This window comes from Shewanella sp. UCD-FRSSP16_17, from assembly GCF_001675935.1.
Taxonomy (GTDB): Bacteria; Pseudomonadota; Gammaproteobacteria; order Enterobacterales; family Shewanellaceae; genus Shewanella; species Shewanella japonica.
The window spans coordinates 207280-234191 of the sequence record NZ_LZFV01000013.1; the positions used below are offsets into that span (position 1 = coordinate 207280).

The 26912-nt window shown below is 40.5% G+C and carries 21 protein-coding genes; 14 read left to right on the top strand and 7 right to left on the bottom strand.

The features are described from left to right. Positions 1–226 precede the first annotated feature (226 nt). The 4 genes from thrA to A9267_RS10020 all read left to right on the top strand — a co-directional run bounded on the left by thrA (position 227) and on the right by A9267_RS10020 (position 5687). Complete coding sequence (gene thrA / locus A9267_RS10005; RefSeq protein WP_065109045.1) at positions 227–2695, top strand: bifunctional aspartate kinase/homoserine dehydrogenase I; 2469 nt, start codon at positions 227–229, stop codon at positions 2693–2695. Further along, positions 2692–3624, top strand: a complete 933-nt coding sequence (gene thrB / locus A9267_RS10010) for a homoserine kinase (protein ID WP_065109046.1) — start codon at positions 2692–2694, stop codon at positions 3622–3624. Before thrA ends, thrB begins: the two co-directional genes overlap by 4 nt. Before the next feature lie 29 nt (positions 3625–3653). Beyond that, the gene (gene thrC, locus A9267_RS10015) at positions 3654–4937 is read left to right on the top strand and encodes a threonine synthase (RefSeq protein ID WP_065109047.1); all 1284 of its coding nucleotides are present in this window, start codon (positions 3654–3656) and stop codon (positions 4935–4937) included. 216 nt (positions 4938–5153) lie between these two features. Continuing rightward, positions 5154–5687, top strand: a complete 534-nt coding sequence (locus A9267_RS10020; RefSeq protein ID WP_065109239.1) for a hemerythrin domain-containing protein — start codon at positions 5154–5156, stop codon at positions 5685–5687. A gap of 89 nt (positions 5688–5776) precedes the next feature. Here A9267_RS10020 and A9267_RS10025 read toward each other — a convergent pair whose 3' ends face one another. The 5 genes from A9267_RS10025 to A9267_RS10045 form a co-directional block, all read right to left on the bottom strand. Next, on the bottom strand, positions 5777–5962 hold the full coding sequence (locus tag A9267_RS10025) for a DUF3545 family protein (protein WP_055025622.1): 186 nt from the start codon (positions 5960–5962) through the stop codon (positions 5777–5779). A 198-nt stretch (positions 5963–6160) separates the two neighbouring features. Then, on the bottom strand, positions 6161–7798 hold the full coding sequence (gene pgi, locus A9267_RS10030) for a glucose-6-phosphate isomerase (RefSeq protein WP_065109048.1): 1638 nt from the start codon (positions 7796–7798) through the stop codon (positions 6161–6163). Positions 7799–7823: 25 nt separating this feature from the next. Then, on the bottom strand, positions 7824–8777 hold the full coding sequence (tal, locus tag A9267_RS10035; protein WP_065109049.1) for a transaldolase: 954 nt from the start codon (positions 8775–8777) through the stop codon (positions 7824–7826). A 306-nt stretch (positions 8778–9083) separates the two neighbouring features. Further along, complete coding sequence (locus tag A9267_RS10040) at positions 9084–10193, bottom strand: OmpA family protein (RefSeq protein WP_065109050.1); 1110 nt, start codon at positions 10191–10193, stop codon at positions 9084–9086. A 361-nt stretch (positions 10194–10554) separates the two neighbouring features. Beyond that, on the bottom strand, positions 10555–12921 hold the full coding sequence (locus tag A9267_RS10045) for a phosphoketolase family protein (protein WP_065109051.1): 2367 nt from the start codon (positions 12919–12921) through the stop codon (positions 10555–10557). A gap of 545 nt (positions 12922–13466) precedes the next feature. Here A9267_RS10045 and A9267_RS10050 point away from each other — a divergent pair. Together A9267_RS10050 and yaaA are read left to right on the top strand one after the other, a co-directional pair. Then, a complete protein-coding gene (locus A9267_RS10050) occupies positions 13467–14903 on the top strand; it encodes an alanine/glycine:cation symporter family protein (RefSeq protein ID WP_055025660.1) in 1437 nt (478 codons plus the stop codon). A gap of 165 nt (positions 14904–15068) precedes the next feature. Beyond that, positions 15069–15845, top strand: coding sequence for a peroxide stress protein YaaA (gene yaaA, locus A9267_RS10055; protein ID WP_065109052.1), 777 nt, complete (start codon positions 15069–15071; stop codon positions 15843–15845). Between the two features lie 117 nt (positions 15846–15962). Here the strand turns inward: yaaA and A9267_RS10060 are convergent, their stop codons facing one another. Beyond that, positions 15963–17396 (bottom strand): M28 family metallopeptidase, encoded by a 1434-nt coding sequence (locus A9267_RS10060; RefSeq protein ID WP_065109053.1) that lies wholly within the window; start codon positions 17394–17396, stop codon positions 15963–15965. A gap of 135 nt (positions 17397–17531) precedes the next feature. Here A9267_RS10060 and A9267_RS10065 point away from each other — a divergent pair, with 135 nt between their 5' ends. Beyond that, positions 17532–17828: an ArsR/SmtB family transcription factor gene (locus A9267_RS10065; protein WP_055025629.1), complete on the top strand. Its 297-nt coding sequence runs from the start codon at positions 17532–17534 to the stop codon at positions 17826–17828. A 378-nt stretch (positions 17829–18206) separates the two neighbouring features. Here A9267_RS10065 and rpsT read toward each other — a convergent pair whose 3' ends face one another. After that, the gene (gene rpsT, locus A9267_RS10070; protein WP_055025630.1) at positions 18207–18473 is read right to left on the bottom strand and encodes a 30S ribosomal protein S20; all 267 of its coding nucleotides are present in this window, start codon (positions 18471–18473) and stop codon (positions 18207–18209) included. Between the two features lie 254 nt (positions 18474–18727). On the opposite strand from rpsT, the gene murJ reads away from it, so the two are divergent. The 7 genes from murJ to pilV all read left to right on the top strand — a co-directional run bounded on the left by murJ (position 18728) and on the right by pilV (position 26906). Continuing rightward, positions 18728–20287, top strand: a complete 1560-nt coding sequence (murJ, locus tag A9267_RS10075) for a murein biosynthesis integral membrane protein MurJ (protein ID WP_065109054.1) — start codon at positions 18728–18730, stop codon at positions 20285–20287. 64 nt (positions 20288–20351) lie between these two features. Continuing rightward, positions 20352–21287, top strand: coding sequence for a bifunctional riboflavin kinase/FAD synthetase (gene ribF, locus A9267_RS10080; protein ID WP_065109055.1), 936 nt, complete (start codon positions 20352–20354; stop codon positions 21285–21287). 32 nt (positions 21288–21319) lie between these two features. Further along, entirely contained in the window at positions 21320–24142 is a 2823-nt protein-coding gene (ileS, locus tag A9267_RS10085) for an isoleucine--tRNA ligase (protein WP_065109056.1), read from the top strand. Between the two features lie 9 nt (positions 24143–24151). Then, on the top strand, positions 24152–24649 hold the full coding sequence (lspA, locus tag A9267_RS10090; RefSeq protein ID WP_055025634.1) for a signal peptidase II: 498 nt from the start codon (positions 24152–24154) through the stop codon (positions 24647–24649). A gap of 11 nt (positions 24650–24660) precedes the next feature. Continuing rightward, complete coding sequence (gene fkpB, locus A9267_RS10095; protein ID WP_082972330.1) at positions 24661–25095, top strand: FKBP-type peptidyl-prolyl cis-trans isomerase; 435 nt, start codon at positions 24661–24663, stop codon at positions 25093–25095. A gap of 31 nt (positions 25096–25126) precedes the next feature. After that, positions 25127–26056: a 4-hydroxy-3-methylbut-2-enyl diphosphate reductase gene (gene ispH / locus A9267_RS10100; protein ID WP_197495528.1), complete on the top strand. Its 930-nt coding sequence runs from the start codon at positions 25127–25129 to the stop codon at positions 26054–26056. A 298-nt stretch (positions 26057–26354) separates the two neighbouring features. After that, the gene (gene pilV, locus A9267_RS10105; protein ID WP_065109058.1) at positions 26355–26906 is read left to right on the top strand and encodes a type IV pilus modification protein PilV; all 552 of its coding nucleotides are present in this window, start codon (positions 26355–26357) and stop codon (positions 26904–26906) included. The last annotated feature ends 6 nt before the right edge of the window (positions 26907–26912 follow it).

A 26912-nucleotide genomic window follows, 5' to 3' on the forward strand; every position in this document is an offset into this window, starting at 1 on the left:
AAAAAAACAAATTTTAAATAAGTAGAGTGTTCGAATGAATGTCCATCACTATGTTGTAGCTACCATTATTACTACAACCACCACAATTACTATTGTGGGGGCGGGCTAAGTACACCCTAAAGATTTTATCGAAAGCCCGCTTCCCACAAAGAAGCGGGCTTTTTTGTTTCTATGCATAAATTATGAATAAATTTAGCTAAAGCTAACGAGTTAATGGAGTAATAAAATGAAAGTAATGAAGTTTGGCGGCACCTCGTTAGCCAATTGGCAACGTTTTCTCATGGCGGCAGATATTATTGAGCAGTCATCGGCTCAGGAGTCTGTTGCAACAGTCTTGTCTGCGCCTGCAACAGTGACTAATGGACTATTAGAATTAGTGGATTTAGCGCAGCAAGGTAAGGACTACAGCGCGACGTTAACTCAGATTGAGCAGGTGTTTATAGGGTTATTTTCCAATGCTGCACAGACGCTTATTTCTGCTGAGCAGAAACAAGTTTTAGATGAAAAGTTAGTAATGCAACTGGCGGATTGGAAGGATAAATTAACTGGAATCGCCTTGTTGAATGAATGTCCTGACCATGTAAGGGCGCAAGTTGTCGTATCGGGTGAGCGTCTTTCTGCTGCGTTAATGGAGCAGGTAATGAAGGCTAAATCGTTGACTGCTGCACAGTTTGATCCTAGGCAGCTTTTTTTAGCTCATGGTAAGCCTTTAGAGTCAGTTGTTGATATTAAAGCAAGTAAACAACGTTTTGCTGCATTAAATTTAGAAGAGGCAAGAGTTTGGATTATGCCTGGGTTTACTGCGGCAAATGAGTCAGGTAAAACGGTCACTTTAGGCCGAAATGGCTCAGACTATTCAGCTGCAGTTTTGGCTGCATGCATAGATGCATCAAGTTGTGAAATTTGGACTGATGTCGATGGTGTTTATAATACTGATCCGCGCGTTGTTGCCGATGCTAAGTTACTTGAACAGTTAAGTTATCAAGAAGCCATGGAGCTGTCGTACTTTGGTGCCAAAGTTTTGCACCCTAAAACCATTGCACCGATAGCTCAGTATCATATCCCTTGTTATATCAAAAATAGTTTTAATCCTTCTGCGCCTGGCACTTTAGTGTCGAACGAGGCTGACAAGACCGGATTGCAAGTTAAGGCTATTTCAAACCTTGATGATCAGACGATGTTTAATATCTCTGGCCCGGGAATGAAAGGCATGGTTGGTATGGCCAGCCGGACATTAGATGCCATCTCTCGCAGTGGTATTTCTGTCTCTTTGATCACGCAAAGCTCATCTGAATACAGCATTAGTTTTTGTGTTAATACAGATGAAGCTGAAAAGGCCAAACAAGCGCTTGAGCTTGAGTTTGAGTTAGAAATCCAGTCAGAGCTACTTGAACCAATCGAGCTTAGACAACATTTAGCGATTGTTTCATTAATTGGCGATGGCATGAAAACTCATAAAGGAGCGGCGGCGAAGTTCTTTAGTGCGTTAGCCAAAGCCAGTGTGAACATCGTAGCGATTGCACAAGGCTCATCTGAGCGTTCAATCTCGACTGTGATTGAACAACGTAAAACTAAGCATGCTATTGCAGCTTGTCATCAAGCTTTTTTCGATGTTCAACAATATCTTGATGTGTTCCTCGTCGGGGCGGGCAATGTGGGAGCGGGTTTATTAGCGCAAATTCACCAACAAGCTCAAATGCTGAAAGAGCAGCACATCACAATGCGAGTGTGTGGCATCGCTAATTCTCGTAAAATGTTGTTAAACAGTGACGGTGTTGATTTAACTCATTGGCAAGCTTTACTCGCTGATTGTCAAACAAGTTATGATCTACCCGCTTTGTTTGCTTGGGGTAAAGAGCAGCAATTACTTAATCCTGTGTTAGTGGATTGTACTTCAAGTGAGTTGGTTTCAGACAGATACGTCGATGCAATGAACGCTGGTTTTCATGTTGTTACCCCAAATAAAAAAGCCAACACTCGTGATTATCAATATTATCAACAATTGCGAAGCACAGCGTTGTTGCAACGTCGTCAGTTTTTATATGAGACAACAGTCGGTGCAGGGCTTCCTGTTATTGATAACTTGAAAAAGCTGTTATTTGCAGGTGATAAATTGCAACGATTTAATGGCATATTATCTGGTTCATTATCTTATATCTTTGGCATGCTAGATGAAGGCATGAGTCTATCTGAAGCCACGTCGATTGCTCGTGAAAAGTGCTTTACTGAACCTGATCCTCGTGAAGATTTAAGTGGTATGGATGTCGCACGAAAAGTCTTAATTTTGGCGCGTGAAGTGGGCATGGAACTTGAGCTAGATGATGTCATCGTAGAGTCAGTATTACCTGCATCTTTCGATGCATCAGGGGATATCGACACCTTTATGGCAAACCTTCCTAAACTTGATGCTGAAGTGAGTGCGCGAGTTGAAACAGCAAAAGCTGCAGGTAAGTTACTGCGTTATGTTGGTCAAATTGAAGATGGAAAGTGCTATGTACGTATTGCTGAAGTGGATTCAAGTGATCCACTTTACAGTGTTAAAGGCGGCGAAAACGCCTTAGCATTTTACAGCCAATACTATCAGCCTATCCCATTTGTGCTAAGAGGCTATGGCGCTGGAACTGATGTGACAGCTGCAGGCGCATTTGCAGACGTATTAAGAACGCTTAATTGGACACGAGAGGTTGGGCTATGAGCATAACAGTTTATGCACCAGCATCTATGGGGAATGTCGGTGTCGGCTATGACTTACTTGGGGCTGCACTTGCTCCAATTGATGGAAGTTTACTTGGTGACCGAGTGATGATTGAGTCAGCAGAGTCTGGTGTACATTACTCTCAAACAGGGGCTTGGGCAGATAAGTTACCTGCAGATGGAAAAGACAATATAGTCTATCAGTGCGCTGAATTTTTTCTTGAAAAGCTAGCTATTCAACAAGGTGTTGCTATTAGGCTCGAAAAAAACTTACCAGTCGGCAGTGGATTAGGCTCGAGTGCCAGTTCAGTAGTTGCCGCTTTGTATGCGCTTAATGAACACTTTGAACAACCGTTTGACCAGCAAGCCTTGTTATTATTAATGGGTGAGTTTGAAGGTATGATTTCTGGCAGTGTTCACTTTGATAATGTGSCACCGTGTTATTTAGGTGGAATGCAGCTCATGTTGAATACCCCACAACAGGTCTGCGCAACGATCCCTGGCTTTAAACAATGGTATTGGGTTGTTGCTTATCCAGGGATTTCATTGTCGACGGCTAAAATGCGAGCGCTATTACCCGAGCAATATGACAAGTCCGTGGCGATTGACTTTGCAAGACACCTTAGTGCTTTTGTTCATGCAAGCTATCAGCAAGACGCCTCATTAGCCATCAGTGTGCTAAAAGATGTTATGGCTGAGCCGTATCGTGCCAGTGCTATTCCCGGCTATACAGCAGCAAGAGAGGCATTAGCTGAGCTGGGTATGCTAACAACAGGTATTTCAGGCAGTGGGCCGACTTTATTTTCTGTGACCGATAATTTAGCCGTTGCAGAGCAAGCTAAATCGTGGCTTGAGAAACATTATTTATCACAGGCTGGTGGTTTTGCCCATGTCTGCCAACTCGACGATGCTGGCACCCGTCGTGTGTAACTCAATTATTATTGTATAGGCGTACCAAAATGGAATTATATAATTTAAAACATCCTTCTCAAGTGGTCAGTTTCAGTGAAGCGGTGCAACTTGGACTTGGAAAGGATAGAGGGTTGTTTTTCCCTAAATCAATACCAACAATATCGAATATTGATGAGCTGCTACAGCTTCCTTTTGTTGAGCGAAGCAAGAAAGTGCTGGGCGCTTGGCTCGCTGATGAAATCGGTCAAGCAAGTGTTGATAAGTTAGTTGAGAATGCATTTACTTTTGAAGCGCCGTTAGTTGCTGCTGATGATAAACGCGCTTGTTTAGAATTGTTTCATGGACCAACCTTAGCATTTAAGGATTTTGGTGCACGCTTTATGGCCCAGTGCGTTAATTTACTTGCTGGTGATAAAAAGTTAACGATTTTAACGGCGACTTCTGGAGATACCGGCGCGGCAGTGGCAGATGCTTTTTATGGCTTAGATGCCGTACAAGTTGTGGTGATGTACCCAAAAGGCAAAATCAGTGAGCTACAAGAAAAAATGTTCACTACATTGGGGCGCAATATTCATACTGTTGCGGTAACTGCTGATTTTGATGCCTGTCAAACCCTGGTAAAACAAGCATTTGATGATAGTGATGTTCGTGATGGGCTACATTTAAACTCCGCTAATTCAATTAACATCAGTCGTTTATTAGCACAGATTTGTTATTACTTTGAAGCGGTTGCACAAGCAAAGCAAAAAGGTAATGACGAGATTGTAGTATCAGTACCTAGTGGTAATTTTGGTAATTTAACTGCTGGATTATTTGCAAAAGCGATGGGCTTACCTATCAAGCGCTTTATCGCTGCAACCAATTCAAATGATACCGTTCCTCGTTATTTATCAGCTGGTGATTGGGCGCCAAATGCGACTGTTGCGACGATGTCTAATGCTATGGATGTATCTGAACCATCAAATTGGCCAAGAGTTGAAGCAATATGCGAAACAATGGGGTGGCCATTATCATCGATAACAGGCGTAGCGTTAACGGAATTGCAAACCAGCAAAGCGTTAAGTGACTTATACCAATTAGGCTACCAATCAGAGCCACACGCTGCGATTGCGGCTCAAGCTTTGACAGATGAGCTTGAGGCTAACGAAACAGGCATATTTTTAGGCACAGCTCACCCTGCTAAGTTTAAGGATGTTGTGGATGAGCAATTACATATTAACCTTCCTTTACCTGTAGAACTTGAGGCGGTGGTTAATAAACCTATATTGTCAGCGGAACTAGCGCCTGACTTTGAGCAATTAAAAGCACACTTATTTAAAACCTTAAATTAACGAGTAGGGCTTAAAGCTATAAAGCACCGTAAAGGTGCTTTTTTATGGTAAAAATTGCTCAGGAATATGCTTTTTCATTGCTTTTAAAGGGGTTTATTACAATCATTTATTTTATGATCTTCGTCATAACAAGAATTCAACCACTAGTGTAGATTGTAAATACTCGAAGTGTGATTAATCTATATACATGAAGGAATTGTGGTTATGGATAAAATGATATTGAAAAGGCTAATGAATGATCATAAGCATATTGCAGTTTTACTTGATGTATTAGCTAAAAAAAATCACAAACTTTCCCAAGGTGAAGCGGTTAACTTTTCGTTGATTAGAGATGTTGTCGAATATATGCAAGTCTATGCTGAGCATAGTCATCACCCTTTAGAAGACATCACTTACAATTACTTTGTTAAACAATTTTCTAGCCCCTGTAATACTCAACTACACGAAGAACACACAAAGCTTGCTGAGTATTCGGGTGCATTAATGTATAGCTTGAACCTTATTCTATCTGATGTGGTTATTTCTCGTGAAAAGTTAGTGACAGATTTGCAAGCTTATGTCGATATTCAGCGTAGCCATATGCATTACGAAGAAAGTGAATTGTTTCCTTTATTTGCAAAACAACTCACCGCACAGGACTGGGATACGATTAAATCTCAATGTGAAAAGCAATTAGTGGATGATCCTTTATTTAGTGACAATGATGAAAGTATCTTTGAAGATTTAAAAGCGCACATAGGCTTAGCTTGAAATGTTAACTAAATGAAACAAAAAAAGAGCGCTATATGCGCTCTTTTTATTTTTTGATTTATGAATAACTATTCAATTAGTTTTAATGCTTATAATGGCATTGTTTCAAAATCAAAATCAAAACTTGTATCAATGTCTTGAAGTTCTTTGAGTAGACGCTGTTTGTCCTTTAACGCTTCTATCTCCCGCCATTTACGTTTTTTGTTTGAGCTTTTTGAGCGAGTTGGTCTTTCAACAACTTGGTCTAGCGCACCACCATAGTCTAAACGATCCATGGTAAACCTCCCTTGTTATTATGATGTCTCTATGCAAATAAGTATCATATTTCATCGCTATTGTGCAATAGCTTTGTTTCATTTTTGTTAATGCGGGCTGACAATTTAATGAAGCTTTACTGGCTAATTTAGTGACTTGTGCTATGTGAAGAAATAAGAGGGAATAAAAAAGCCAGCTTATGCTGGCTTTTTTAGGTTTTATATCTGACCTTGTCGATATAAATTAATTAATGCATTACTCGAACAATCTAGCTCTGAAGCGTCTTTTTCAGCTCCAATCCTATCAAGAACGTCATTTCCAAGTACCTTACCAAGTTCAACTCCCCATTGATCAAAAGAGTTAATTTGCCAAATAGCACCTTGAACAAAGGTTCTATGCTCATAAAGTGCGATTAAAGCACCTAAAGTGGTAGGGGTTAGCTTATCCATTAATAATGTGTTGCTAGGCTTATTGCCTGACATGACTTTGTGCTGTGAAATAAGGCTTTTTTCTGCTTCTGGCATATCTTTCTCTGCAAGTTCAGCGTATGCCTCATCATACGTGCGCCCTTGCATTAATGCTTGGGTTTGTCCAAAGCAGTTAGAAGCAAGTTGGTTATGATGTTCACCTAACGGATTATGGCTTTGAAGCGGCATAATAAAGTCAGCAGGAATGAGTGCAGTGCCTTGATGCAGTAATTGGTGATAAGCATGTTGACCATTGGTGCCTTCACCGCCCCAAATTACCGGACCAGTACTAAAGTCAACTTGAGTACCATCTAGCATGACTGATTTACCATTACTTTCCATATCAAGTTGCTGGAAGTAAGCCGGTAAACCACGCAGGTAATGGTCATAGGTTAATACCACATGAGATTGCGCATCATGGAAGTTGCCATATAACACTGATAGCATGCCCATAATGACAGGCATATTTTGCTCAAGTGGTGTATGAGCAAAATGTGTATCCATCTGATGAGCACCGTCTAGTAACTGTGTAAAGTTGTCGAAGCCGACTAGCAAGGCAATGGGTAAGCCAATTGCTGACCATAATGAATAACGACCGCCAACCCAGTCCCACATAGGGAAAATGTTTTCAGCGTCAATACCGAATTCTGTGGCTTTATCGACGTTTGAAGTCACTGCAACAAAGTGTTTTGCAACATCAGTCTGCGAGCCACCATTCGCCAAGAACCAATCTTTAGCGCTAAGCGTGTTGGTTAAGGTTTCTTGAGTGCCAAATGATTTAGATGACATAACAAACAGGGTTTTTTCTGCATCTAAACCTTTTAACTTTTCACAGATAGAGGTGGCATCAACATTGGCAACAAAATGACAATTAAGACCTTTAACCCAGTACGGGCGTAATGCTTGAGAGACAATTTTTGGACCTAAAAAGGAGCCGCCAATACCAATGCTGACAATATCAGTAATGGTTTTACCGGTATAACCCTTCCAGTGGCCATCTTGCACTGATTCAACAAACTGCTGCATTTTAGCCAGTGTCTGCTGTACTTCAGGTACGATATTCTTGCCTTCAGCCATTATTACCTGTTCAGGCTTACTGCGAAGTGCCGTATGAAGTACTGCACGGCCTTCTGTGTTATTAATAATGTCGCCATTAAACATGGCTGCAATCTTATCGCTTAGGTTAGCTTCTTTAGCTAATTTGAACAGCAAAGATAAGGTTTCATCATTAATGCGGTTTTTAGAATAATCTAGTAATAAACCACAGTCCTTAACACTGAGTTGCTCAAACCTTTGTGGGTTTTGAGCAAAAAGTTCGCGCATATGAGGCAATACAGATGCATTTTGAATTAACTGCTGCCAGGTATTACTCTGAGTTAAATGGGTCATGCAAATCACTCCATTGATTAATTAATTAGCCTAGCTTCTCGTTTAACATGACTTCAAGTTTCCCTTGGTCAATGGCAAAGTTACGAATGCCTTCTGCTAATTTATCTACAGCCATTGGATCTTGATTATATTCCCAGCGGAATTGTTCTTCAGTAAGTGGGGTTGGGGCTGCTTCAATTGACGTAGCTGGTGCTAACTTTTGTGTGATAGCTGCATCGCTATTAGCAAGCTCTTCAAGTAATGCAGGCCCAATGGTTAAGCGGTCACAACCAGCAAGTTCGATGATCTCGCCAATGTTACGGAAGCTTGCGCCCATAACAACGGTATTATACCCATGACGCTTGTAGTAATTGTAAATGTCGGTTACTGATACAACACCTGGATCGGTCTCAGCAGTGTAATCTTGACCTGTGTCTTTTTTATACCAATCTAAAATACGACCAACGAAAGGTGAGATTAAGTAAACACCGGCTTCAGCACATGCACGTGCTTGAGCGAAACTAAATAGTAAAGTTAAGTTACAGTTGATGCCTTCTTGTTCAAGTTGTTTTGCTGCGCAAATACCTTCCCACGTTGATGCAAGTTTAATAAGAATACGAGATTTATCGATACCAGCATCTTTATAAAGCTTGATTAACTTATGTGCTTTTTCAATTGAACCATTTTTATCAAATGAAAGGCGAGCATCAACTTCTGTCGAAATACGGCCTGGGACAATTTTAAGAATTTCAATGCCGATATTAACTGCTAATTTATCGCCTGCGTCTTCTACTTGTTGCGCTACATCATTTGACTGAGCTTTAGCCCAATTAATAGCATCATCAATTAGTGGTGCGTACTCAGGTATCTGAGCTGCTTTTAAGATCAGAGAAGGGTTTGTTGTCGCATCTTCAGGTTGGTAACGTTTGATTGCTTCGATGTCGCCAGTGTCTGCAACAATAGTTGTCAGTGCTTTAAGTTGAGCTAACGTGTTCGCCATGGAAATTTCCCTCTCAAGTAACAAAGTTGTTTTGTTGAATGCGGTTATTAGAAGCGATTTTACTGTATTTTCCAACTGTATTTGTAAAAAAATTACATAAAAAAGTAATTTTTGAGCAACTAGACATGAAATCTTGTTATTTAATACCTGATTTATTAGCCATTTAGATAAAAAATAATGATGAAAAACAATTGTTACCGATAACATCCCTTTGCTGCTGTGGTTTTTAAATATGTCACTTTTCTTTCAAAATTAAAAAGTCGCTGCAAGCAGCGACTTTTATTTGGGCTAATTAAGCTTTGGTACTTATTTTAGTACAGGGCGTTTCTCTGCACCACTTACTACAGCATCAATACGACGGTTTTGTTTGTTAGCTTCAGGTGATGTTCCTTCCATAATTGGATTGTCTTCACCAAAACCAACGGCTTTTAATCGACTTGCGTCAATGCCGTATTTTTCAACTAAAGCGTCAACAACAGCTTGTGCGCGGCGCTCAGATAAATCCATATTATAATCAGCATTACCAACTAACGATGCATGACCTTCAATCACAGCAGTTGTGTGCGGATTATCTTTTAAGTATTTAGCGCCTTTTTCTAGACGAGTGTATGATTCAGGTTTTAATACTGCAGAATCATTATCAAAATAAACACCTTCCATACGAGATGAAATAGGTGCATCTTCATAAATAGTACAACCTTGGGCATCTACTTTGTGAGTCGATGGGGTGTCTGGACATTTATCCATATCGTCTGTCACGCCATCGTTATCAGAATCAATTGGTGCAGCAACAACCGGTGCAACGACAGGCGCTGGAGCGGGTTTATCAACACCGAAACGATAGCTTAATTCAAGACCCCAGTAATTACTTTCCATATCAAGGGTATTGTATTTATCGTCATCTAAGTTTTCGTAGCGGCGATATTTAGCTTGTAACTTTAAGTTATCAGTAAAGTTATATCCAATACCTGCACCTATGTATGGTGCTATACCACTGTCACTATAATATTCAGTATTATAGTTTTTCTTGTTTGAGATAAGGTAATTCATCGCACCAGCTTCAGCCGATAAACTCCACTTATCAGCAAATGGATAAAAACCGACTAAGCCTAACGCCATGCCTCTAGCGCCAACATCATTACGTTTGTTGCTGTAGTCAGTCCATTCTGCGCGACCTAAATCACGGTAACCGAGTTCAACACCAAAGTAATCATTGAATAAGTAACCACCGAAAACATCCCATGCATAAGGGTCGTCTTCACCACATACTTTCATTGTTTTTTGATCGCAGTTTGGTTCGTAATTATTAACACCAAGACCACCACCAACATACCACGGTGTTAACTCTTGCTCTGCTGAAGCAGCAAAAGGTAACAATGAGGTGAGTAATACTACTTTTAATGTGTTCTTCATCATGTATAAGTCCATTGTTATTTTACTCCACCAAAACACATGTAAATGATTTGTTTGATACAAGTGTCGCTGACGCTTATGTGGTGTTCCTATTATGTTTTTGTCAGCGTGCTAATTATCGTCGTAATTTCAATGGTTTTCCATAGTAATAAAGAACAATGTTGGTATTAATTTAACAATCTTTGCTTTTTGGGCTGTTTTAAGGGGGGGGAGTTCGTAAGAATGTTGCAAGTGAGGTGTGCTTTTTAACAATTGTGTAGTTTGCTCGAAGTGACGCACTTGAGGTGAGGTAAATAAAATTTGAGGATATAAAGCGCCAAATGGCGCTTTATATCCTAGTCGAGTTATCGTTATCTACTAACCGTTATCGAGTCCATACCCAGTTTTCAATTTCTTGAGGGTCTACACCATTTGCTTTGATGTAGTTACGGTGCTCAACTAAGCGTTGTAACATATCGGTTGTGATGGCGACGTGCTGTGTTTCATCAATTACACCTTGTTGGAATAGCTTGTAAGCCATATCTATCACTAAATGATAACGTGAGGTGCCATTACGGACACCCATGTCAAATGGTGTCGTAGTAGAACCTTCTTCTTCGTAGCCTTTGATTCTAAAGCGGCGACTACCTTTATAATCAAATACAAGTTTCTTGATGGTATTTGGGTAACCATGGTAGTTAAATACCACGCCTTTATCTTCAGTAAATATTTCATCCATCATCCAAGGTTTAGCTTGGAAGTCTCGACTACCTAAACCATTACTATTGAGTTCAGTTACACTGACAAAACGAATTCGAACTCGAGGTAATAGCTCACGGATAAGTACTAAAGATGCCATACATTCCTGGGTGACATAATCCCCGCAGCCAGCTAGAACCACATCTGGATTCTCATCCGATGCAAAATCCCAAACCATGACACCGTCTTGAGTTTGCTTACGTGCTTCATCTAACGATAGCCATTGTGGTAGTTCTTTTTTACCTGCAACTAAGATGTTTAACTTGTCGCGATCTTCATAAGCGCGCTCTGTGTACGTCAGAGTCGAGTTACCATCTGCAGGTAAGTATGCTGAAATAATATCAGGGTGTTTCTCTAACATTGCCCCTAGGAAGGATGGGTTCTGATGAGAGTAGCCATTATGGTCTTGACGTTCTAATAAAGAAGACAACACAACGTTACAAGAAGGCACAGGTTTGCGGAAATGAACCCCTTGGCTTGCATATACATATTTACAGTATTGATCTGCCATTGAAGACACAACTTGTGAGAAGGCTTCATAGGTTGGGAACATTGCATGGCGACCTGTTACGGTATAACCGTGCATCATGCCGAATAACAAGTTTTCTGACAGTAATTCGATGACACGACCGTCTCTTGCCATATCTTGATCCCAGCTCTTAATTGGCCATTGCCAAGCACGGTCTGTTTCTTCAAATACAGCTTGAAGCTGGTTTGAGTAGGTTTCATCAGGGCTGAAGATACGTAAATTACGTTGATCACGGTTTAATTTGAACGCATCACGCATCCATTCACCCATTTTGTACATAGATACACCTCGAGTGCCTCGTGGTGTTTCTGGCCCATAGCTCAATTGTTTTAAGTCAGGTTGCGCTAGAGCACGTACAACTTCTCCGCCGTAACTTAGATGCTGTCTACCGCAACATAAGTGCTTAGGTGGTATAAGCGATTGAATATCTTTATCGAAGCTAATTTGTCCATCAGCATTGATGTCACATAACTCATCAAACTTATAACTCTCTAGCCAGTCATTCAATGCTTGAAGATGGCTTGGATCCGTTGCGCATTTATTAACGATGACTTGATGCGACTCACAGTTACCTTCAAGCTTTTTACCACCGTGTTCAGCAGTGCCAGTCCAGCCTTTAGCTGTTCGCATTAAAATAACAGGCCAACGTGGTTTGCAGACATCTTCGCCATTTCTTGCGCGAATTTGAATGTCATTGATCATTTCATAAGACAGATCCATTGCATTTGCCATTTGCACAAAGACATCTTCTTCAAGCTCATCATCGACAATAATTGGGTGATAACCTAAGCCACGAAACTCAAGATCAAGTTCTTCGTGATCCATACGTCCCATGCGAGTAGGACCAGATATCTTGTAACCGTTGATATGAACAATAGGAAGTACTGCGCCATTGGTTGCAGGATCTACAAGTCGGTTAGCATACCAAGATGCAGCTAATGGACCTGTTTCTGACTCACCATCACCGACTAAGCATGCTGCGATAAGATTTGGATTATCAAGCACTGAGCCCCATGCGACAGAGAGCGAGTAACCTAACTCACCGCCTTCAAGGATTTGACCTGGTGCTTCAGGGTTAGCATGAGAAGGGTAGCCATAAGCTGCTGAGAATTTTTTACAGATATCTTCAATGCCAGATTCATTATAAGGAATGGTTTCTGGATAAAAGTGGCTTAATGAGCCTTCTACAAAAAGGTTAGCTTGTACAGCAGGGAAGCCATGACCTGGGCCAACCAAGTAGATGAAATCTCTTTGATGTTTAACAATGAGGCGATTGACGTTGGCGTATACGAAGTTAATACCTGGGCAAGTGCCCCAATGGCCGAGCAGTCTTGGCTTAATATCATCATGCTGTAATGCTCTTTTGAACAATACATTTTGTTTTAGGTAGATTTGAGATGTGGCAAGGAAGTTCGTTGCTCTAACAAATTTTTTCAGCGAAGTGATTTCATTTGCTTGTGTCATAGTGACCTCAGTATTTTGAAGATTTAAGTTGATTTAATTCTTAATGAGAACACTGTATTCTTATTTTGGTTGCAATAATGTGGTCTTTGTCTAACTTTTTATTAAATATTTTTATAATTAAAATGGGTTAAAGTTGGTTTTGTGTTAAAGCTTATGGGTGTGAAGGGCGTAGGATTGTTATTTGAGATGCAGCTAAAGGCTGCTAATTAGATAAGTGTGATCTTGATCACCTGCTGGTTCAGATCTTCTATGCTAATTTTTTGCACCGAAAAATCAGCGATAAGAATTGAGAAAGTTTGCTAGGCATTCGTGCCTAAAAAAAGTAAAGTTAACTCGATCAAATCCTAAATAATAAATAACTAATATTTCGCTCACTGAAATTCAATGTGATAAGCAAATGAAATACCTGCTGAATTGAACTTGAGTGCTCTTATTAAAATAATACGATAATTTTATTTTGTCCGAAGCGTTTGTTTTGATGCTTAATCACAAGCCAACTTTTTACAAAATAAAGTTATTCGAAGGAATAATTTAAGCAAATGGCAATGTTAGAAACGATTGTGAATTTCATGAACGATTTACTCTGGGGTAAATTGTTAGTTTATGGGCTAGTAGGCGCAGGTTTATTTTTTACTGTACGCTTAGGCTTCATCCAAATTACGCATTTTGCGCATGGTCTCAAAATTTTATCCATTAGCCGCCGTCCAGGTCGCAATGGTTTATCTTCTTTCCAAGTTTTCTGTACCAGTATGGCGGCCCGTGTCGGCGCCGGTAATATGGCAGGTGTTGCTGTTGCAATTGGTGCAGCTGGTCCCGGCGCAGTTTTCTGGATGTGGGCAATTGCGATGCTAGGTATGGCAACCGCAATGATTGAGTCAACGCTTGCGCAAGTTTATAAAGTAAAAGATGTCGACGGTCAGTACCGCGGTGGTCCTTCTTACTATATGGAGAAAGGACTTGGCCAACGTTGGATGGGAATTCTATTCTCAATCCTACTGATAATCTGTTTTGGTTTAGTGTTTAATGCAGTACAAGCTAATACAATTACTGGTGCAATGACTGCTGTATTTGATTTGAACCCGATTTATGTGGGTGTGGCAATTGCTGTATTAAGCGGTTTAGTGATTATGGGTGGCCTTAAAAAAGTCGCTAAAGTTTCTGAGATTGTTGTACCTGTTATGGCATTAGCTTACATCGCCATTGCATTAGTGGTTGTATTGATGAATGTCGAACAACTACCTGCAGTATTTATGTTGGTGATTAACAGTGCGTTTGGTTGGCAAGAAGCCGCTGCTGGTGGTGTTGCTTATAGTGTTGCACAAGCTATGCAAGCAGGTATTGCGCGCGGATTATTCTCGAATGAAGCTGGTATGGGTAGTGCTGCAAATATTGCGGCAAGCGCATCGCCAAATCCTAACCATCCTGCATCGCAAGGCTTTGTGCAAATGATGGGTGTATTCGTTGATACTATCGTTATTTGTACTGCTACAGCGGCAATTATTTTATTGTCAGGTGATGCAGCAGGGAGCGGCGATGGTATTGCTAAAACCATTAACGCTCTGTCATCGCATGTTGGTGACTGGGGGGGAGCATTTATTGCTTTTGCTATTTTACTGTTTTGCTTTACATCAATTATCGCTAACTATTCTTACGCTGAAACTAACGTCATGTTCTTATCTGGCAATAAGAAAGGTGCATTACCAATCTTCAGATTAGTTGTGCTTGGCATGGTAATGTTTGGCGCCGTAGCAAAAATCAATATTGTTTGGAACTTAGCGGACGTGTCGATGGGCTTAATGGCATTGGTGAATATGATTGCACTGCTATTATTATCAGGTTTAGCTGTTCGTGTGATTAATGACTATCGTCAACAGATTAAAGCTGGTGAAGAGCCGATGTTTGATACTGATAAGTTCCCTGAGCTTGCAGAGCAGTTAGAAGACGGCATTTGGAAGAATAAGCCTGCTGAGTCATCAAAATAGGCATCTTTGTTATTGGCTACAGAGTTGACCCTCGCTAGGGATTTTTAAACTCTATTAGCGCAATCTAAAAAACCATGCATTTATTGCATGGTTTTTTTTATTTAGCCCAGTATCATAGAGGCAAATTGAAAGAATGTACTTTACGGCTTAATAGGATAGTTAACGATGTTAGTATTAGTTTCTCCAGCAAAAACTCTCGACTTCGAAACCAAGGCTAACACAACGTCTTTTACACAACCGACGTTGTTAGATCATAGCCAACAATTAATTAATGTGTGTCGTGAGTTGACTCCTATAGATATTGCTTCGCTGATGAAAGTTAGCGATAAAATTGCAGGTTTAAACGCAGCTAGGTTCATCGAGTGGCAACCTAACTTCACCCTAGACAATGCCAAGCAAGCGATGTTTGCTTTTCGTGGCGACGTTTATACAGGGCTTGATGCTGACTCAATGTCTGAAAAAGAAGTGAGTAAAGCACAACAACATTTGCGGATTTTGTCAGGTTTGTATGGCTTACTTAAGCCACTTGATTTGATGCAAGCTTATCGCCTCGAAATGGGCACGAGTTTAGTTAACCCTAAAGGTAAAAACTTGTACGCTTTTTGGGGGGATGTGATCACCGATGAAATTAATCAGGCTGTTGCTGAGCAAGAAGACGATATCATTGTTAATTTGGCTTCGAACGAATACTTTAAAGCGGTAAAACCTAAAAAGCTGAATGCAACACTGATTACCCCAGCATTTAAAGACTGTAAAAATGGTCAATATAAAGTGATTAGTTTTTATGCCAAAAAAGCGCGCGGTTTGATGGCAAGGTATATTATTGAAAATGACATTAAATCGTTAGCAGGGTTACAACAATTTGATGTTGATGGTTATTATTACAGCGAAGAATTATCAACGCCTGCAGTGCCTGTATTCTTACGTGAAGAGCGTGTTTAGAGGTTGAGTATCAACCTTTTACTGTTGGATTAGCTAACCGTTTTTTTTAAAACGAACAGACAATAAAAAAGCAGTGATTTCGCTGCTTTTTTATTGCCTAACAGTTTTGCTAAAAGGCTATTTGGGTTCTTTTTTGGCTAAAGGGCGTAAATCAAGTTCCGATTGCGCCATGATATACGCAAATTGAGCATAAGCAGCGACATTTTGGGCAAGCGCTTTTGGATCGATTTTATCCAACGTGTCGTTAGGGGTGTGATGATAATCAAAGTAGTCAGTACCATCTTGCCTTAATGATGCCACTGGCACACCTAAACCTGGCATCATAGAGACATCCGGGCCGCCTGACGCTTTGTTATTACCAAGTTTTACACCATTGATAGTCATTGATTGATGTTCAAGTTGAACTTGCTCAAATACGTTTGGGTTAACGTTAAAATCGATTTGATAAATTCTACCTGCGCCAAAGTCTGACTCTGCTGCAATATAATGTTTTTCCAGCTCATCACTATGCTGTTTAACGTACGCTTTACCGCCGACAAGGCCAACTTCTTCAGCTGCATATAATACAACTCTTATCGTTCTTGCAGGTTTTTGTGGTAAATCCTGGATAAGTTTAGCTGCTGCAGTAACAATGGCGACACCAGCACCATCGTCAATGGCGCCAGTCCCCTCATCCCATGAGTCAAGATGTGCCCCGATTAATACAATCTCTTCTGGCTTACTGCTACCAGTGACTTCAGCAATGACATTGTAAGAGGTTGCTACACCCAAATTTTTCGACGTTAAGTTAAGTGAAAGGGTGATATTGTCATTACGCTTGAGCATTGAATTAATCATATCAGCATCTGGTGCTGACAACGCAGCGGCAGGAATTTTTTTCACCCCATCTTTATAACGCATCATACCTGTGTGCGCCATGCGGTCATGATCGGTACCAATTGAGCGAATAACGACAGCTACAGCGCCTTTTTCTGCTGCAGCAACAGCGCCTCTAGAACGACCTCCGACCGATTTCCCGTAGCCTTTACCGCTAATATGTCTCTCGGTTTTATGGTCGATAAATGCAATTTTACCTTTGACTAATTCAGGATCTGCCGCTTGTAAATCGGCAAGTGTGTCAAAGCGTACAATATTTGCTTGTATGCCTTCTTCTGGCGTTGAAACACTGCCTCCTAGTGCAGTAATAACAAGTGGTTGTTCATAGGGAGCTGTGATTGAAGCTTTCGCACTGCCTCTATACCACGCAGGGACTTGAACTGATTCTTTATAAACTTTATCAAACCCTAAACTTTTCAGTTTATCCATCGCCCATTCAACGGCAATAATATCTTTTTCAGAACCAGCTAATCGAGGGCCCACTTCGACTGTTAGTGATTCAACGATTTCATAACCTAAAGATGAATCTAAAGCTTTTAGGACGAGTTGTTGACTAACCGCATTATCTTTAGTGTTCTCGATTTTAGTTACTTGGGTATCATTAGTTTGATTCTGACATCCTGACAACGCAGTAAAAACCATTCCTGCAAAGAGTGCCTTATTGTAGTTTTTCATGAGTTTCCTTCATTTTTATTAGCTAAGTCTCATTTTTAAAAACAATCTACCAAAAAGTGTGCTTCATGTCGCTGCCCTATTTGTTAGGGAAGGCTATATTAGCGAGGGAGATGATTGAGGAGAACCAAGCGCGTGATGAATATAGAATTAATGCAACAGCGTGCAGATCATGCTGTAGTAATGCTTAAAGCACTAGCAAATGAACGCCGATTGTTTATTTTATGTCATTTGCTTAATGAAGGTGAAATGTGCGTTGGTGAGATGAACAAAAAACTGGGCCTTAGCCAATCTGCATTATCGCAGCATTTAGCTTGGCTAAGAAAAGATAATCTCGTTTGTACACGTAAAGAAGCTCAAACTGTTTTCTATTCACTTAAAAGTGATGAAGTTCGTGAGCTGATTAAAGTACTGGATAACTTATATTGCCACTAATGGCTTAGTATCTGCTCAGTGCTAAAAGCGTCTTAGTCAGTTACTTACTTAGGTAAGTGCTGTTAAGGCGTTTTTTTTGCTTTCAAGAAGGCTCATGAAAGCTTTTTGTTGCGGTAAATATTTTTGAAGGGAGTTTTAGCTGGATATCGTTAGCAGCCAATACGGGTTGCCATGACCTGAATGTTGTTTATTAGCTTGCAATAAGCCTAGTTGTATATGTTTACACTGAATGTAAGTATTAAAAATAGTGAAGGCTTGAGCTAAGAGTGATGTAATCGGGTGGGGATAGACTCAAATAGCGCCAAAGTTGAGTGAGTCATTTATTTTAGATATAAAAAAACCGACCTAAGTCGGTTTTTTAAAAACTAAATCACGAGATTAAGCAGCAAGTGCTTTGATTCTTGTGTTTAGACGTGCCTTTTGACGAGCGGCTTTATTCTTGTGAATAAGACCTTTAGTCGCCATACGGTCAACAATCGGTTGTGCTGCTGCGAATGCTTCTGTAGCCGCTTTGTGGTCACCGCTTTGGATAGCAGCGATAACTCTTTTAACGTATGTACGTAACATTGAACGACGACTAGCATTATGCTGACGACGTTTTTCAGATTGAAGCGCGCGCTTCTTTGCAGACTTGCTATTAGCCAAGGTGCAACTCCTAAAACTGGGATTAATACTTTGAGGGCGAGGAATATGCCTGCTTTTATTCATTTTGTCAATGAATATGGCAGAAATATCGTCAAATAAACAAATATAACTACCTTGCGCGGTGATCTTCAACCCAACTCGTGTAAGATGTGGCGCATTCTAACAGTTCTTCTACCGCATAGACAGTAGTAGAATGGAAAATTTGAGATATATCCACGTTTAAAATATCGATAGCAAGCTGCTTCGGAGGCTGTTTGAGTAAAAAGTTATTAAAATCGGGTGCAATAGTCAGTGTGATGACTTTGGTATCAAGAGTATTAGGCCTGATCCGTGATGTTGTTATTGCGAATTTAATGGGGGCAGGTAGTAGTGCAGATGTCTTTATTTTTGCTAATAAAATACCTAACTTTTTACGTAGACTGTTTGCTGAAGGTGCATTTGCTCAAGCTTTTGTTCCTGTATTAACTGAATACCAACAAAAAAATACACCCGAAGAGACTCGTGAGTTATTAGCTAAAGTTGCTGGTACCTTAGGTGGCATTGTCAGTATTGTGACTTTAATCGGTGTTATTGCTTCGCCTTTATTAGCTGCATTGTTTGCTGGTGGTTGGTTTTATGACTGGTTAAATGATGGACCTGATGCAGGCAAATTTGAACTCGCTTCATTAATGTTGAAAATTACCTTTCCTTATTTATGGTTTATTACGTTAACTGCTTTAGCGGGATCGATTTTAAATACCCGAGGCAAGTTTGCCGTTTCTGCTTTTACCCCAGTTTTTTTAAACATCACCATTATTGTTGCTGCATTATATTTTGCGCCAACAATGGAGCAACCTGAACTGGCTCTAGCATGGGGGGTATTTTTTGGTGGTTTAGTACAATTTTTGTTTCAGTTGCCATTTTTACTAAAAGAGAATGCTTTAGTAAAACCAAGTTGGGGTTGGCACCATCCTGGTGTTGTTAAAATTAGAACATTAATGATCCCTGCTTTGTTTGGGGTATCGGTGTCTCAAATCAATTTATTGTTTGATACCTTTATAGCGTCTTTTTTAATGACGGGTTCTATTAGTTGGCTTTATTACTCTGATAGGTTGTTGGAGTTTCCACTTGGTTTGTTTGGTATAGCCATTGCTACTGTGATTCTACCTGCGTTATCTAAAAAGCATGTTGATGATAAAGGCACTGGGTTTAGTGAGACCATGGATTGGGGCGTAAGAGCGATTTTGCTGTTGGGCGCACCCGCGATGCTTGGGCTTATCATATTGGCTCAGCCAATGTTAATGGTGCTATTTATGCGCGGCGCTTTTTCAGTCAGTGATGTTGAGATGGCCTCATATAGTTTAGTGGCCTATGGCTGTGGTTTATTAAGCTTTATGATGATTAAGGTATTAGCACCAGGTTATTACTCTCGTCAAGATACAAAAACGCCGGTTAAATTCGGCATTATTGCCATGGTAAGCAATATGGTTTTCAATATTATTTTTGCCATTCCATTTGGATATGTTGGGCTTGCAATTGCAACGTCATTATCAGCATTGTTAAATGCAGTATTGTTATACCGTGGGCTACACATTGCTGGTGTTTATAGAATAACGAAATCAACTGTCATATTTTTCATCAAAGTGATTATTGCGACAGGGCTTATGACAGTATTGTTGTTAAATACACTACCTGTTCAAAGTGAGTGGCTTGCAATGGACATGATGATGAAGATATTGACTCTTATAAAACTGATTGTTTCTGGCGCAGTTGTGTATTTATTGAGCCTAGTCATAATGGGGCTAAGACCTTGGAAGATGAAACGTCAATCATGAGTGCTGATAATCAAATCTATCTAGTATATAATCAGCCGATTTACAGTTGCAGTTAATTGGCGTAATGGAATTAATCCGCGGTATACACAATATTTTACCTTCGCATCATGGGTGCGTGCTCACTATTGGTAACTTTGATGGTGTGCATCGAGGCCACGCGCAAGTTCTTAATAACTTAGTTAATAAAGCTAAGCACTTTCAGTTGCCCGCAGTTGTTATGACGTTTGAGCCACAACCTCAAGAGTTATTTCGTCAGCAAGATGCTCCAGCAAGAATCAGTTTGCTTCGCGATAAGATTAGCCTGCTTGATGAATTAAGTATTGACCGTTTATTGTGCGTCAATTTTAATAGTCGTTTTGCTAATCAGCCAGCTGAGCAATTTATTGAAGATTTGCTAGTAAAAAAACTAGGGGTTAAATACCTTGTTGTCGGTGATGATTTTTGTTTTGGTAAGAATCGTGCTGGCACCTTTGATATGCTACTTGAAGCTGGCAAAAAGTTTGGATTCACTGTTGTGAGTACCCAAAGCTTCATTTTAGGTTCGATACGCGTGAGTTCGACAGCAGTTAGAGAACAACTTGCTCTAGGTAATTTAGAGCAAGCAAGAAGATTATTAGGTCATCCCTTTGTGCTAACGGGTAGAGTGGCACATGGGCAAAAGTTGGGTAGAACCATAGGTTTTCCGACTGCCAATATTGCATTAAAGAGAAAGGTGTCACCCGTAAGAGGGGTGTTTGCCGTAAAAATGTATTGGGATGATAGCGATATATATGAAGGCGTTGCCAATGTTGGTTTTAGACCGACGGTTGACGGCCAAATTTGCCAATTAGAAGTCCATTTATTTGACTTCGATGGTGATTTATACAGTAAAAGAGTAGAAGTTGAATTAGTTGCTAAAATCCGTGATGAACATCCGTTTGAGTCACTTGAGGCACTAAAGAAACAAATTTTGAATGATGCAAATGAAGCAAAAGCTTTGTTTGGCAATGATGCAGGTTGAAATAAATCAGCCCAATTAATGGTATAGGATCAATGACCGACTATAAATCTACGTTGAATTTGCCGGAAACAGATTTTCCGATGCGCGGTAACTTGGCTAATCGTGAGCCAGAAATGTTAAACCGTTGGACTCAAAACGAACTTTATCAAAAAATTCGTGACAGTCGAATTGGACGCAAACCATTTATTTTGCATGATGGCCCTCCATATGCGAATGGCAATATTCATATCGGTCACTCAGTCAATAAAATTTTAAAAGACATCATTATCAAGTCAAAAACAATGGCTGGTTTTGATGCGCCATACGTTCCTGGTTGGGATTGTCATGGTCTGCCTATCGAACTTATGGTAGAGAAAAAGGTTGGTAAGCCTGGCCAAAAGATTTCTGCTGCTGAGTTTCGTGCAGAATGTCGTAAATATGCAGCTAAACAAGTAGATGGTCAGCGTGATGACTTTATTCGTTTAGGTGTTTTAGGTGATTGGCATAACCCATATCTAACAATGGATTACAGCACCGAGGCTAACATTGTACGCTCTTTGTCAAAAGTGATTGAAAGTGGCCATTTACATAAAGGTGTTAAACCTGTTCACTGGTGTACAGATTGTGGTTCTGCGTTAGCCGAAGCTGAAGTTGAATATGAAGACAAAACTTCACCGGCAATTGATGTTGCTTTCAATGCTGTTGATGCAGCAGCAGTAGCCGCTAAATTTGGCGTTGAAGGCTATAAGACTCCAGTTGCCGCAGTTATCTGGACAACAACACCTTGGACACTACCTGCAAACCGTGCATTATCATTAAGCCCTGATCTTGATTACAGCTTGGTTGAGTTTACTAAAAATGGCGCAACTAAAACTCTAATCTTGGCTGAAGTACTTGTTGAGTCTTGCTTAACGCGTTTCGAAGCTGAAAGCCATAAAGTTATTGGTACTGCAAAAGGTGCTGAGCTTGAGTTGATGCGTTTTCAGCATCCTTTTTCGTCTTTCGATGTGCCTGCTATTTTGGGCGATCATGTTACGACTGATGCTGGTACGGGTATTGTTCATACTGCACCTGGTCATGGTCAAGACGATTTCGTGGTTGGACAAAAATACGGTTTAGAAGTTGCAAATCCAGTTGGTGATAACGGGGTTTATAAAGCGGATACTGAGTTCTTTGCTGGCCAGCACGTGTTTAAAGCAAACAAAGGTGTGGTTGAATTACTGGAAGAGAAAGGCCAGTTATTATGCCATGTTGCTTACCGTCATAGTTACCCACATTGTTGGCGTCATAAAACACCTATTATTTTCCGCGCTACGCCGCAGTGGTTTATTTCGATGGATAACCATGGCTTGCGTCCTCAGGCGTTAGCTGAAATTGAGAAAACACAATGGATCCCTGATTGGGGCCAAAGCCGTATCGAAAAAATGGTTGAAAACCGCCCTGACTGGTGTATCTCACGTCAACGTACTTGGGGTGTGCCAATCACTTTACTGGTTAACCGTGAAACTGAAGAGTTACACCCAGATAGTGTTTCTATCATGGAACGCGTTGCTCATCGTATCGAGCAAGAAGGTATTCAGGCATGGTGGGATCTTGAGCTAAGCGAATTAATCGGTGATGAGGCTGAACAATACCGTAAAGTGACTGATACTCTAGATGTTTGGTACGACTCTGGCTCAACATTCTCATCAGTGGTTGCATCTCGTCCAGAATTTAATGGTCACGAAATTGATTTATATCTAGAAGGTAGTGATCAACACCGTGGTTGGTTTATGTCTTCATTGATGATTTCAACTGCAATGAATGGCAAAGCGCCATATAAGCAAGTATTAACCCATGGCTTTACCGTTGATGGTAAAGGTCGCAAGATGTCAAAATCAGTGGGTAACGTGATTGCTCCTTTACAAGTTATCAATAAACTGGGTGCCGACATCCTTCGTTTATGGGTTGCAGCAACCGATTACAGTGGCGAAATGACGGTTTCTGATGAAATCTTAAATCGCAGTGCCGATTCATACCGTCGTATCCGTAATACTGCTCGCTTCTTGTTGGCTAACTTGAATGGTTTTAACCCTGAAACAGACATGATTGCTACAGAAGATATGGTGTCACTAGATCGTTGGGTTGTACGCCGCGCAGCTGCACTTCAAAATGAAATTATTGAAGCTTACGATCAATATAATTTCCACTCTGTTACACAAAAGCTAATGCAGTTCTGTTCTGTGGAGCTAGGTAGTTTCTATTTAGACATTATTAAAGATCGTCAATACACAGCTAAGCAAGATGGCCATGCTCGTCGTAGTTGTCAATCTGCGCTATACCATATTGCCGAAGCGATGGTACGCTGGATTGCGCCTGTACTAAGTTTCACTGCTGATGAAATTTGGAAATTATTACCAGGTGAGCGCACAGAATTTGTCTTTACTGAAGAATGGTACCAAGGGCTTGAGTCAGTGACTTTAGCTGATGACTTGAGTGATGAATACTGGCAGCAGTTACTGACTGTGCGTAATGAAGTTAATAAAGTATTAGAACAAGCTCGTCGTGATAAACGAATTGGTGGCTCTTTAGAAGCTGAAGTGACTCTGTTTGCTGATGCTGATTTAGCAGCTCAACTTGGTAAGTTATCAGACGAACTTCGCTTTGTTTTACTCACTTCAAAAGCGAAAGTTGAGTTATTAGACAATGCTTCTGCTGATGCAATCGAAACTGAACTTAGCTCGCTTAAATTAATGGTTTCAAAAAGTGAAGCTGAAAAGTGTGAACGTTGCTGGCATTACAGTGACGATGTTGGTTCTAACGAGTCACATTCAACACTATGTGGTCGTTGTGTTACTAACATCGAAGGCGATGGCGAACATCGTGATTTTGCTTAAGGGTTTATAATGCCATCGACTTGGAAAGAAAGTGGCATTCGTTGGTATTGGGTAGCTGTATTGGTTTTTTTTGCCGATCAGCTATCTAAGCAATGGGTGTTAGCGAATTTTGAGCTGTATGATTCAATACAGCTTTTACCTTTTTTTAATTTTACTTATGTGCGTAACTACGGAGCAGCATTTAGCTTTTTAAGTGAAGCAGGTGGTTGGCAACGTTGGTTATTTACCATTATTGCCGTTGGCTTTAGTGTGCTGCTAACTGTTTGGTTAAGAAGACAGTCTTCATCACTTTGGCGTTCAAATTTAGCTTATACGCTGATTATTGGTGGGGCGATAGGCAATTTAGTTGATCGTTTAATGCATGGCTATGTAGTAGATTTTATCGATTTCTACTGGAATACAAGTCATTACCCTGCATTTAACATTGCTGACGCTGGTATATTTATTGGTGCGGTATTGATCATTTGGGAATCATTTAAGCCTGAAGTACCACCGACAGGAAGTTAGGGAGAGCTACATTGTCTGAGCAACACACTTTAACCCGTTCTATTTTATGTCATATGAATATCCTTCTAGAGGATGGTTCTACAGCAGATAGTACAAAAGCGTCTGGTAAGCCTGCTCGTTTTAATACTGGTGATGGCAGTTTAAGCCCTGCATTTGAGGCGCAAATTAGCCAATTGCAGCAAGGTGATAATCACACTTTTACTTTAGAACCAGTTGATGCGTTTGGTGAAGCAAACCCTGATGCTATCCATCATATGGATAGAAGCCGCTTTCCAGCTGATATGGAATTAGAAGTGGGCGTGATAGTCAGTTTTGGTGGTCCTGGTGGTAGCGAAATACCAGGTATGGTGCGTGAAATCGCTGGTGACTCCATCACTGTTGATCTAAACCATCCTTTAGCGGGCCAAAAAGTCACTTTTGAACTTGAAGTTGTAGAGGTACTTTAACATGCTAAAAGTTGACCCAACTTCTTCTGAATTGAATATATTGTTAGCTAACCCACGTGGTTTTTGTGCTGGTGTAGATAGAGCGATTAGTATCGTTGAAAGAGCGCTAGAGTTGTTTGAACCACCGATTTATGTCCGTCATGAAGTGGTACATAATCGATATGTGGTTCAAAACTTAAAAGACCGTGGCGCAATCTTTGTTGATGAATTAGATGAAGTACCTGACAATTGCATCGTGATCTTTAGTGCTCATGGTGTATCCCAAGCGGTAAGAAAAGAAGCTAAGCATAGAGGACTGAAAGTCTTCGATGCAACATGCCCACTTGTGACTAAAGTGCATCTTCAAGTAACCCGTGCCAGCCGTAAAGCAATAGAGTGTATTTTAATCGGCCATGAAGGACATCCTGAAGTTGAAGGTACTATGGGTCAGTATGATAATCCGCAAGGTGGCGTTTATCTTGTTGAGTCACCGGAAAGCGTAGCGGCATTAGAGGTTAAAGATCCTGACAACCTGTGCTTTGTCACTCAAACAACCTTATCAGTGGACGATACATTAGACATTATTGAAGCGTTAAAACAGAAGTTTCCTTCTATTGAAGGGCCGCGAAAAGACGACATTTGTTATGCGACTCAAAATCGTCAAGATGCCGTTCGAAACATGTCTTCTGATGCTGACTTGATGATTGTCGTCGGGTCTAAAAACAGCTCTAATTCCAATAGACTGCGTGAGCTTGCAGAAAAAACAGGCACTCAAGCCTATTTAGTTGATACCGCAGCCGATGTTGATCAAGCTTGGTTTGATGGTGTATCTAAAGTTGCGGTTACAGCTGGGGCTTCTGCGCCAGAAGTACTTGTTCAACAAGTGGTTGATGCTATCGCTAAATTTGAGCCTTCAGTCATCACCGAAGTGGAAGGGCGAAAAGAAGATACTGTTTTTGCCGTACCCGCCGAGCTTAGATAATAATGACAGCTTAAAGGCCTGATACGAAAACAAAATAAGCTATTTATAAAACCGTGAGCTATTCTGGCTTGCGGTTTTTTTGTGCCTGTAACTAAAGCATGAGTAATTAGTCTATACTCTATAGATCGTTAAATTTAATCTTTAGCTAATATTTGGTATACAATACTTGTTAGTTTTGGTTACATCTTGCTCGACTCTTATTTTACATTGTAGTATTTTGTATCTAAGTTTTAGATTTTAAACAAATAATTATAATCATTTTGTCAATATACTGGCAGAAAATGGAGGTTTGACACTCATGTCAGCGAAAAGGAATGGATTTTCCTTAATTGAAGTTTTAGTTTCCTTGGTTATTTTGACCGTAGGCTTAATTGGAATTTTTAATCTGCATATCGTCTCAAAACGCGGTAGCTTCGAATCATTTCAGCAAACTCAAGCTTCTTACTATGCCAACGACATTATCAATCGAATGCGTTTGAACCCGTCGGTTTTAGATTCTTATGGTTCTGCAACGGGCACGACATATACAGGTGCTTCTTTAACCGCTCCTTCGAAGGCATGCTCAGGTGCCGCAATTTGTACTCCTGCCGAATTACAGCTTTGGGATGTATATGAGTGGCAATCAGCATTTATTGGCGAGGCTGAAAAAGATGGCGCTAATAATGTTGGTGGATTGCCGTCTCCAAATGGCTGTATCTATGTTGAGCCCAATAAAGTTGTGGTTGTGATGAGTTGGACAGGTATCAGAAAGTCACACGGCACAGAGACTGGTTACTCGGATTACGTCAAAAATTGCGGTGCTAAAAACAACAAAAAACGAATTTTCGAAATTGAGACAGCAATCTTTTAGGTTATT

Bases quoted from the DNA above. Each gene is read 5' to 3' on its own strand.
- thrA (WP_065109045.1), top strand. From the start codon at position 227: ATGAAAGTAATGAAGTTTGGCGGCACCTCGTTAGCCAATTGGCAACGT.
- thrC (WP_065109047.1), top strand. From the start codon at position 3,654: ATGGAATTATATAATTTAAAACATCCTTCTCAAGTGGTCAGTTTCAGT.
- A9267_RS10025 (WP_055025622.1), bottom strand. From the start codon at position 5,962: ATGGATCGTTTAGACTATGGTGGTGCGCTAGACCAAGTTGTTGAAAGA.
- pgi (WP_065109048.1), bottom strand. From the start codon at position 7,798: ATGACCCATTTAACTCAGAGTAATACCTGGCAGCAGTTAATTCAAAAT.
- tal (WP_065109049.1), bottom strand. From the start codon at position 8,777: ATGGCGAACACGTTAGCTCAACTTAAAGCACTGACAACTATTGTTGCA.
- A9267_RS10040 (WP_065109050.1), bottom strand. From the start codon at position 10,193: ATGATGAAGAACACATTAAAAGTAGTATTACTCACCTCATTGTTACCT.
- A9267_RS10045 (WP_065109051.1), bottom strand. From the start codon at position 12,921: ATGACACAAGCAAATGAAATCACTTCGCTGAAAAAATTTGTTAGAGCA.
- A9267_RS10050 (WP_055025660.1), top strand. From the start codon at position 13,467: ATGTTAGAAACGATTGTGAATTTCATGAACGATTTACTCTGGGGTAAA.
- yaaA (WP_065109052.1), top strand. From the start codon at position 15,069: ATGTTAGTATTAGTTTCTCCAGCAAAAACTCTCGACTTCGAAACCAAG.
- A9267_RS10060 (WP_065109053.1), bottom strand. From the start codon at position 17,396: ATGAAAAACTACAATAAGGCACTCTTTGCAGGAATGGTTTTTACTGCG.
- A9267_RS10065 (WP_055025629.1), top strand. From the start codon at position 17,532: ATGAATATAGAATTAATGCAACAGCGTGCAGATCATGCTGTAGTAATG.
- ribF (WP_065109055.1), top strand. From the start codon at position 20,352: ATGGAATTAATCCGCGGTATACACAATATTTTACCTTCGCATCATGGG.
- ileS (WP_065109056.1), top strand. From the start codon at position 21,320: ATGACCGACTATAAATCTACGTTGAATTTGCCGGAAACAGATTTTCCG.
- lspA (WP_055025634.1), top strand. From the start codon at position 24,152: ATGCCATCGACTTGGAAAGAAAGTGGCATTCGTTGGTATTGGGTAGCT.
- pilV (WP_065109058.1), top strand. From the start codon at position 26,355: ATGTCAGCGAAAAGGAATGGATTTTCCTTAATTGAAGTTTTAGTTTCC.